This is a genomic window from Micromonospora sp. NPDC050495, assembly GCF_040655175.1.
Classification (GTDB): Bacteria; Actinomycetota; Actinomycetes; order Mycobacteriales; family Micromonosporaceae; genus Micromonospora.
Window position 1 is genome coordinate 1 of sequence record NZ_JBFAJK010000094.1, and the last position, 9,339, is coordinate 9,339.

The window sequence follows — 9,339 nt, forward strand, 5'->3', positions numbered from 1 at the left end:
AGCCCCGATCACCTACGAGAACAACACCCGACCAGCGCCAGCTACGCTGGCCCCAGCCGCATAAACCCCGTGTCCAGGATCAGGGGTCAAGCCCCTCCCTACGAACTGCGGAACTCGGGTTACACCGTTCGTCCCAGTGTCACGGCAAGGTAACTATATGACCCTTTCAGGCGAGTCCGAGTATTTGGAGTGGCCGGTAGGGGTTTCTGCTGTTGCGGCGTAGGGCTGGGGCGATGGCGGTGATACCGGCCAGTCGGAGCAGGCTGATCGCGGTGTTGCGCAGGGTGGCCATGACCGAGGCGCTTGGCCGGTGCGCAGGCGGCTGGCGTCTTCGCCGTAGGTGGTGTCGCGGATGTGGTGCAGGACTTCGATGGTCCAGTGCCTGCGTAGCCAGTCGGCCAGGTCGGCGGGGCTGGCCTCGGCGGCGTCCAGGTTGGTGATCGCGTAAACGGTCACGGTGGACCAGCGGCCGGTGGCCAGGTTCATTCGTCGGCGGCGGATCCGTAGTGCTTGCACGGCGTGCGGAAAGTTCAGCGCGAGTGTGCCGGTGCAGGTGACGGCCTGCAGGCGGCGGATGTCGTAGCGGCCGTGTCCGCGGGTGCTGGTCTCGTCCTGGATCGGGATCTTCGCCCAGGGCAGGGTCTTGAGCTGGTGATACAGACGCGGCTGATTCTTCTTCACGGTGAACAGGTAGGCGGCTTTCTTGTCGTCGACCAGCCAGCGGGCGTGCTGGCGCTGAGTGTGCAGCGCGTCGGCGGTGACGACCACCGAGGTCAGGTCGAGCGGTGCCAGCAGTGGCTGGAAACGGGTCAGCTCGTTGGTCTTGCCGTCGACATCGACTTGGCCCAGGACGGTTCCGGTGTGCTGATCCAGCACGGCGAGCAGATGCACCTGGGCGCCGGCCGGGCCGCTGCCTCGCAAGGTTTTGCCGTCCACGCTGTACACCTGCCGGCCCGAGCTCGATACCGGCCGGGATGCGAGGACCCACCGACCGACCGCCTCATCCAAGGCGTTGGCGTCGACGCCGGTCAGGATCCGCCGGAACGTCGACTCGTCCGGAGCCCGATACACCCCGGTGAGCGGATCCCGGAACATGCCCAGCTCGGCGAGGACCTGCTGCGGCGCGTCAGCGGCCCATTCCGCGACCGCCGCCGCGGATCGGGCGCCGGTCAATACCGCCGCGACCGCCGTGGCCAGCACCGGCGGCAGCGCATGCACGACACCGCGAGGGTCACGCCGGTCCGGCACAGCCGTCAACGCCGTGACCAGGCTTGCCCTGCGCTGGTCAGGTAACGGCTCGTCCAACAGGCGGTCCGCGTGCACGGCCAACACGTCAATCAGCGATGATGATCCCAACGGGCGTGGTCCTCTTTGATCTTCCCAGACTCGACACCTGGATGATCATTGAAAGGCCGCGCCCGTCTCTATACCACCATGATCCGGAGCGTCCGCCCTCAGCCGCCCACAACGGCCATATCGCTACCTTGCCGGAGCCCTGCTCTCTGCTGCCGGCAGGTTGACAAAGAGAGGTGCCGTCAATCCACACTCCGTGTTGGGTTTCAAAACTCGGTTATGTGCCCTGAGCTGGTTCTTTATGCGACTCGTTCGTACTCGTTGATCAGCCCGCCGAGGACAGGCCGACGTCTGATCCCGTTCGTGGGCGATATCGACGGCGGTCGGTCGGCATGTGGAGGCTGCAACTGCAATGCCCGATGCGGTCGTCGCCGGTTGTAGTGGCGGACGTACTGGTCGAGGGTCCGACGGAGATGTTGTTCGCCGACGATGAGCATGCGGTCGGTGACCTCGCGGCGGACGGTGCCGACGAACCGTTCGGCGTAGGCGTTGGCTCGCGGGCTCTGCGGTGGGATCTTGAACACCGGCGCCGATCCCCGGCGAGAACGGGCGCGACCTGGCCGAGGCGCGTTGCCTTGCGGCGCTGCTGGTCGCGCTGATCGCCGACACCGACCGCGCCGCCGCCCTCGGCGTGTCACGGGTGCTCACCGGCAGTGAATTGGAGGAGCATGCCGGGCCGGTCCTGAGCCGCATGGCCGCAGAGCGCGACCCCGTCATCCGCGGCCGGATGCTCGACGATCTGGTTTGCGCCGTGGTCGACCAGGTTCGTCCTGGACGGACCGCGCGCAGTGCTGTCCGGCCGGCGCGGGGGAGTGCGTCAGCGCCGATCAGGTCACCAGCCCCGCGGGGGACTCCAGCGTCTCGCGGAGGTCCCTGATCCGGCCGTCGTCCCACTCGACGGTGGGATCTGGTTCGAGGAACGTGAAGGCGAGGCCGGCGATCCCCGCGGCCGGCAGCGACCATTCCGCCGGTTCGGCCGCGCCGAACGGTTCCGCCTCGACGCGTCGTATCGCGATGTCAGGCGTGGAGAGGGCCATGATGACCAGTCCCCGCATGGTGGCGCTCGCCAGGGTCGCCAGCGTCTCGAAGGTGGCGCCGGTCTCAGGGCGCAGCCGGTAGCCGATCAACCCCGCGACACGCTCGTAGGATGTCGCGATTCGCGAGATGAACCCCTGCTCCGACCGGCCGAGCGCGCTCTGGACCTCGGCCCTGAGATCGCCGTCGTCGAGACTCATGAACGTGGCGTGCAGGGCGAGGTAGGTGCGCCATTCGGTCGATCCGTACATGGTCTCGAAGTCGCGCAGGGCTCCCTGGCGAAGCAGTTCGACGCCGAGGGCGTGCCGGAGCTCCGGTGTCGTGAGCCAGTCCAAGTGGTCCAGGGCCACCCGCCTGATCAGCTCCGACGTCTCGTCGTGGGCGATCGCGGCGGGGGTGGCGGCCCGGGCGAGTTCAGTCAACAGGTCGCTGAAGAACAGGTCCTTGTACGGCCAGCGGCGGTAGGCGGCGCTGCGTGACACGCCGGCGTCGCGGATTGCGTCCTCGAAGCTGATGTGCCCCAGGCTCACGGTCAGTCCCGACCGGTTGACCGCCGCCGTGGCGGCCTCGAGCATCCGGCGCGCGGTCTCCTCGTCCGACAGCCTGCTCCGTCGCCGACCGAGGCCCGGGCGTGGTCGCTGCTCGTCCTTCACGTCACACCCTTCTTTGAGACATGGTATTCCAAATACCAAGTCTGTACTCTAGGGCTGCGCGGGCTCCGTGACCAGGAAAACCGCGGCAACGTCGAGACGCGGAGGTCCCCGGCCATGGATACCGGCATCGCAACCAGAAGATCACCATTCACGTTCATCCTCCTGCTCGTCGCGCTCTCCATCCCCTTCCTCGTCGTCGGCGCTATCGTGGAGTCGCCCCGGTGGATGCCGATGGGAATGCCCGTCAGCGCGTTCATGATTTTCTGCCCCCTCATCGCGGCGTCCCTCCTGATCCATCGGCAAGAAGGCCGAGCCGGGGTGTGGCGACTCGTCAAGCGGAGCATCGACGTCACGAAGGTCAGGCCGAGGATCTGGTACCTGCCCGCCGTACTGCTGATGCCGGCGGTTCTGCTCCTGTCGTACGTGGTCATGCGCCTGACCGGGGCGCCGCTGCCCGAGCAGCCGTACGTCTCACTGGCGGCGATACCGGTGCTCTTCCTCGTCTTCACCATCGCCGCCGCGTTGGAGGAGGCCGGCTGGATGGGGTACGCGGCGGAGCCGTTGCAGGCCAGGTGGAACGCGCTGACCACCGGCGTCGTGCTCGGCGTGGTCTGGGCGGCCTGGCACGTCACGCCCTGGGCGTATGTTCACGACGCACGGTGGGTGGCGGGACAATGCCTCTCCACGGTCGCCGGCCGGGTCTTGATCGTCTGGCTGTTCAACAACACCGGCGGGGCGGTCTACGCCGCGGTCATGTTCCACGCCATGATGAACCTCAGCGAAGCCCTGTTCCCCAACGACAGCTCGCACTACGACCCCCTCGTCACGGGTATCATCCTCGCCGCCGTCACGGTGGCCGTCGTCCTGCTCTGGGGTCCGGAAACGCTGACCCGGGCGCGGCGATCGCATGCCCAGGCTGTCCAGGCAGCCCCATGAGCGCGATGGCGGGCGACCGCAGCGTCCTCGGCCCGCCGTAGCGCGGGCTACCGATCAGCGAAGGCTACGGAACCGCGGCTTAACCTCCGCGGCGGCGGCCCGGTCGAGCAACCAGAGGGTACGGCTCACCCCGCTCGCCCGGCGGCTGGCAGTTGCACGGGCCCCACCCCGGCCAACGCCATCCCGACCGCACGCGCCTTGTCCCCGCCGGCGGCGACCAGCCACACCTCGTCGGCCGTGTTGATCGCCGGGGAGCGTCAGGGTCAACCGTACCGGCGGCGGCTTGGGCCTACCGCGCACCGCGCTGACCGGCCGCGTCTCGTAGCCGACAGGATGCCCCGGGAAGATCGAGGCGACGTGCCGTCCTCACCCACGCCGAGCAGCAGCACGTCGAAGTGGGCAGGCGGGCGGTACCCGGCCGCGGCGTTTGGGGCTAGCGGTCGTGCTTGCCCGAGTAGTAGGGCCGCTGCTCGGCGACTCGGTCGATCGGAATCAGGGTCCCGTCGAGGATCGCGTAGGCCAAGCGCGCAGCTCGGCGCATCGCTTCGGCGAGGTCCGCGGCGTGGGCGGCGAGCAGGTCGACGTCCCGCAGGTACCGCCACACCATCGTCACCGACACACCGAAACCGGCCGCAAGGCGGGTGAGGGTGTCACCGCTGCGCAGGTACTGGAACCCGCCGTGCATGCGATTCACGGTCCCGTCGCGGGTCCACCGATTGAAGTAGTGGTAGACGAGCTTGTGGTGGGGGAAATCGGCCGGCAGCGCGTCCCACTGGCAGCCGGTCCGGTCGAGGTAGCGGATCGCGTCCACCACGTCCCGGCGGGGGTAGATGATCGGCCGGCCGCGTCCGGTCCCGGCCGGGACGTGCGGGGCGATGAGCCGCCATTCGGCGTCGCTGGTGTCCGACGGGTAGTGCCGTGGCCGGGCGGTGGGCAGGTGAGCGTCGAGGGTGGCCGGCGTGGCAGGTGCGGCCACGCCGGCGACCAGGTATACAGACAGGGTTGGGCCTTCGGTCGTGCTGGTTTAGTCACCTGTGCTCGTATCCGAAGGCCCTTCCTCATGTCACGCCGCCACGCCGAGCGCCGTCACGATTATCGATCTTCGCCAGGCTCAGCAACCGCCTGAACCCCTTATTTACCAGGCACTCAGAATCTGTCACGCCGGTCAGTACGTCCAGGTGACCGCGCTCTTGCAGGCCGAGTTACGGCAGATCGTCGCACAGTGGGGCCGAGACTTCGACGTGCTGCTTACACCGACGATGGCGTGCACCCCACCGAGGCTCGGGACCGTCCTGGCCGAGGCCAACAAGAACGTCGAGGGCCCCCGACCGACCGAGACCCGCATGGTCTTCCTCACGGCCATCTGCAACATCACCGGACTGCCGGCGATCAGCCTGCCGGTTCACTTCTCCGCAGCGGATCTACCGATCGGCGCCCAGCTCATCGGTGCACCGTTCGGCGAAGCGACGCTGATCCGACTGGCTGCCGCCATTGAGCTGGAGGTCGGGTGGGCCCGGGCCATCCCACCCCGGTACCGGTAATTCTCCGGCCCTCGGGAACGAGGATTGATCGCTGTGACGAGGGCCTACGACGCTGGCAGCCGCCGCGCTGCTGCTCGCAGCGGCCCTGCCACCCGCCGCCGGCGTCGCCCATGCTTCATCGCCGAGACGCGAACACCTCGGCGTTGAGCTCCCTGGTGGCCCCCAGGGCGAGTTCGCGCCCTTGATCCAGCAGCTCCAACCAGCGTGGTGCGACGGTCGGTCGGGTGGGCGGTGCGCCTTACCAAGCCTGCCGATTCCAGCCGGCGCAATCTTGTCCTCTGCCACGGCGCGGACCGCCGCCCGCAGCTCTTGGTAGTCCTCGGGCAGCTTGAATAGGTCGACCGTCACGTCACACTCCCGGCTGGTCGTCAGACGCTGCGCCGGTACTGTCCGCCGACTTCGAAGAACGCTTCGCTGATCAGGCCCAGCGAGCAGTAGCGGACCGCGTCCATCAGGGCCTCGAAGATGTTGCCGCCGTTGGTTGCCGCGGTCTTGAGCCGCTCCAGGGCGGCGGGGGCCTCGTCGGCGTGTTGGGCGTGGAAGTCGGCGAGCCGGTCGAGCTGTGACTGCTTTTCGGCGTCGGTGCCGCGTGCCAGTTCGATCTTCTGGGCGGGCGCGTCGGCGTGTTCGGCGAGGAAGGTGTTGACGCCGATGATGGGCAGGGAGCCGTCGTGCTTCTTGTGCTCGTAGAGCATGGACTCGTCTTGGATGCGGCCGCGCTGGTAGCCGGTTTCCATGGCGCCGAGGACGCCGCCGCGTTCGGCGAGGCGGTCGAACTCGGCGAGCACGGCCTCTTCGACCAGATCGGTGAGTTGGTCGACGATGAACGAGCCCTGTAGCGCGTTTTCGGTCTCGGCCAGGCCCCATTCCGCGTCGATGATCATCTGGATGGCGAGGGCCCGGCGCACGGACTGGGCCGTGGGTGTGGTGATGGCCTCGTCGTAGGCGTTGGTGTGCAGGCTGTTGGCATTGTCGTAGATCGCGCAGAGGGCTTGCAGTGTGGTGCGGATGTCGTTGAAGTCCATCTCCTGGGCGTGCAGGGACCGGCCTGAGGTCTGTACGTGGTACTTGAGTTTCTGGGCGCGTTCGCCGGCGCCGTATTTGTCGCGCATGGCGATGGCCCAGATGCGGCGGGCGACGCGGCCGATGACGGTGTACTCGGCGTCCATGCCGTTGGAGAAGAAGAACGACAGGTTGGGGGCGAAGTCATCGATGCCCATGCCCCGGGCGAGGTACGCCTCGACGTAGGTGAAGCCGTTGGCGAGGGTGAACGCGAGCTGGGTGATCGGGTTCGCTCCGGCCTCGGCGATGTGGTAGCCGCTGATGCTGACGGAGTAGAAGTTGCGCACCTGATGCTGGATGAACCATTCCTGCATGTCGGCCATGCAGCGCAGGGCGAACTCGGTGGAGAAGATGCAGGTGTTCTGGCCCTGGTCTTCTTTGAGGATGTCGGCCTGCACCGTGCCACGCACGGTCGACAGCGCCCGTGCCCGGATCTGCTCTGCCTCGTCGTCGCTCGGCTCGCGGCCCTCGGCCTTGCGGAACCGGTCCAACTGCTGGTCGATGGTCGCGTTGAAGAACATCGCCAGGATCGCCGGGGCCGGGCCGTTAATGGTCATGGACACCGACGTGGTCGGCGAGCACAGTTCGAACCCGGCGTACAGTTCGCGCATGTCGTCGACGGTTGCGATCGACACCCCGGACGTGCCGATCTTGCCGTAGATGTCCGGGCGCTTGTCGGGGTTGCGCCCGTACAGCGTCACCGAGTCGAACGCGGTCGACAGCCGGGTGGCCGGCTGGCCGGCGCTGAGCAGGTGGAAACGGCGGTTGGTGCGGAAGGCGTCGCCCTCGCCGGCGAACATGCGCGCCGGCGCTTCCTCGGTCCGCTTGAACGGGAACACCCCGGCGGTGAACGGGAACGCGCCGGGCAGGTTCTCGCTGCGCAGAAAGCGGAGCAGTTCACCCTCGTCCCCGTAGCGGGGCAGCGCGACCCGGGGCTGCTTCGTACCGGACAGAGTGGTGCGCGTCAGCGGGGTCCGGATCTCCTTGCCACGGACGGTGTACACCTGCTCGTCGCCGTCGTAGCGGGCGCGCACGGCAGGCCACTGCCCCAGCATTTCGCGCACGTCGCTGTGCAGGCTCTGCTCAGTGCGTTCCAGCAGCGCGGCAACGGCCGCCGCAGCTTGGGCGTCTTCGCCCGCGAGGAGGTCGCGGGTGGCGGCCAGGTGTTGGCGTCGCCGGACGAGATCCACCTGCTCGGCGGTGGTGGCGTGGTAGCGGCGCACGGTCTGGGCGATCTCAGCGAGATACCGTTCCCGGCCCGACGGCAGCACCGAGCTCAGCCCGGTCGACGTTCGCCCGGCCACGACCGGCAGCACCCCGGTGAAGTCCGGGAGGCCGTGCTGGCCGAGAAGGTGCTTGAGGTGCTGGTACAGGGCGGTCACGCCGTCGTCGTCGAAGCGGGCCGCGCTCGTGCCGAAGACCGGCATCTCCTGCCACGGCGTGCCGAACTGCTCGCGGTTGCGCACCATCTGCCGTGCCACGTCCCGCAGCGCGTCCTGCGCGCCGCGGCGTTCGAACTTGTTGATGGCCACGACGTCGGCCAGGTCGAGCATGTCGATCTTCTCGAGCTGGCTGGGCGCGCCGAACTCCGGTGTCATCACATACAGCGATACGTCGACGAACGGCACGATCGCGGCGTCGCCCTGCCCGATGCCGGGCGTCTCGACGATCACCAGGTCGTAGCCGGCCGCCTTGCAGGCGGCAACGATGTCGCCGAGGTGCTCGGGCACCTGCGCGCCCGGGGTGCGCGTCGCGAGGGAGCGAAAGAACACCACGTCGGGGGCGATGCTGTTCATCCGGATCCGGTCACCCAACAACGCACCACCGCGGCGGCGGGTGGGGTCCACGGCCAACACGGCCACCCGTAGTTTGTCCTCGCTGTCGCGGCGCAGTCGGCGCACCAGCTCGTCGGTCAGGGACGACTTCCCGGAACCACCAGTTCCGGTGATGCCGAGCACCGGAACGGTGCGCGCCTGCGCGGCGCGGTGCACTGCGGCGGCGAGTGAGTCGTCGGCGCCGGCCTCCAGTACGGTGATCGCCCGAGCCAGCGCCGCATCGTCGCCTGTCAGCAGCGTGTCGATCTCGGGACCCTGGACCGACAGGTCGAAGTCACACTCGCGGATCAGCTCATTGATCATCCCGGGCAGGCCGAGGCGTTGGCCGTCCTGCGGGCTGAAGACACGCACACCCCGCTCCGCCAGCAGCGCGATCTCGTCGGGCACGATCGTCCCGCCGCCTCCGCCGAACACGCGTACGTGTCCCGCACCTCCCTCGGCGAGCCGTTCGACCAGGTAGCTGAAGTACTCGACGTGTCCGCCCTGGTAGGAGGAGACCGCGATGCCGTTCGCGTCCTCCTGCAGGGCCGCAGTCACGACCTCCTCGACGCTGCGGTCATGACCGAGGTGTACGACTTCGGCACCCTGGCTCTGCAGCAACCGTTGCATGATCGTAATCGCCGCATCATGCCCATCGAACAGGCTGGCCGCGGTCACAAAGCGCACCGGATGCACCGGCACATGCAGTGCGGGAGCAGGAGAGGACGACTTCGGCTGACTCATGGCACTCCTGAACCGAGGGCTGTCGCACGCAATGGCGCACGAGGCTAGGTGTCGATAGTAGGACGTCCAACTATCTGATGTCCATGCATTGTGAGAGGAGCCCTTTAGGGGGTGTCTCAGTTGGTGAGGTTGTGGCCTCGGGCATGATCTTCTATTTGTGGCGGATGTTGTGGAGGACATGATCCAGACCTGGGCGCCGGA

General features: G+C 67.8%; 6 protein-coding genes and 3 pseudogenes. 2 read left to right on the forward strand and 7 right to left on the reverse strand.

The window, feature by feature from the left end; all coding sequences use genetic code 11:
* Nucleotides 1-153: 153 nt before the first annotated feature.
* The 3 genes from AB0I11_RS33710 to AB0I11_RS33720 all read right to left on the reverse strand — a co-directional run bounded on the left by AB0I11_RS33710 (nt 154) and on the right by AB0I11_RS33720 (nt 3,041).
* Nucleotides 154-1,323 (reverse strand): ISAs1 family transposase, encoded by a 1,170-nt coding sequence (locus AB0I11_RS33710; protein ID WP_357329905.1) that lies wholly within the window; start codon nt 1,321-1,323, stop codon nt 154-156.
* A 269-nt stretch (nt 1,324-1,592) separates the two neighbouring features.
* Nucleotides 1,593-1,991 (reverse strand): integrase core domain-containing protein, encoded by a 399-nt coding sequence (locus AB0I11_RS33715; protein ID WP_357329907.1) that lies wholly within the window; start codon nt 1,989-1,991, stop codon nt 1,593-1,595.
* A gap of 189 nt (nt 1,992-2,180) precedes the next feature.
* Complete coding sequence (locus AB0I11_RS33720; protein WP_357329909.1) at nt 2,181-3,041, reverse strand: hypothetical protein; 861 nt, start codon at nt 3,039-3,041, stop codon at nt 2,181-2,183.
* 114 nt (nt 3,042-3,155) lie between these two features.
* Between AB0I11_RS33720 and AB0I11_RS33725 the strand changes: the two genes are divergently transcribed.
* On the forward strand, nt 3,156-3,977 hold the full coding sequence (locus AB0I11_RS33725) for a lysostaphin resistance A-like protein (RefSeq protein ID WP_357329911.1): 822 nt from the start codon (nt 3,156-3,158) through the stop codon (nt 3,975-3,977).
* Nucleotides 3,978-4,031: 54 nt separating this feature from the next.
* On the opposite strand, the pseudogene AB0I11_RS33730 reads toward AB0I11_RS33725, so the two are convergent.
* The 3 pseudogenes from AB0I11_RS33730 to AB0I11_RS33740 form a co-directional block, all read right to left on the reverse strand.
* Nucleotides 4,032-4,375, reverse strand: a pseudogene (locus tag AB0I11_RS33730) (6-phosphogluconolactonase); the annotation flags it as partial.
* 38 nt (nt 4,376-4,413) lie between these two features.
* Nucleotides 4,414-4,644, reverse strand: a pseudogene (locus tag AB0I11_RS33735) (transposase family protein); the annotation flags it as partial.
* A gap of 24 nt (nt 4,645-4,668) precedes the next feature.
* Nucleotides 4,669-4,953, reverse strand: a pseudogene (locus AB0I11_RS33740) (transposase); the annotation flags it as partial.
* A gap of 202 nt (nt 4,954-5,155) precedes the next feature.
* On the opposite strand from AB0I11_RS33740, the gene AB0I11_RS33745 reads away from it, so the two are divergent.
* Nucleotides 5,156-5,518, forward strand: coding sequence for an amidase family protein (locus AB0I11_RS33745; protein ID WP_357329913.1), 363 nt, complete (start codon nt 5,156-5,158; stop codon nt 5,516-5,518).
* A gap of 368 nt (nt 5,519-5,886) precedes the next feature.
* Here the strand turns inward: AB0I11_RS33745 and icmF are convergent, their stop codons facing one another.
* Nucleotides 5,887-9,138, reverse strand: a complete 3,252-nt coding sequence (gene icmF / locus AB0I11_RS33750) for a fused isobutyryl-CoA mutase/GTPase IcmF (protein WP_357329915.1) — start codon at nt 9,136-9,138, stop codon at nt 5,887-5,889.
* Nucleotides 9,139-9,339 lie beyond the last annotated feature (201 nt).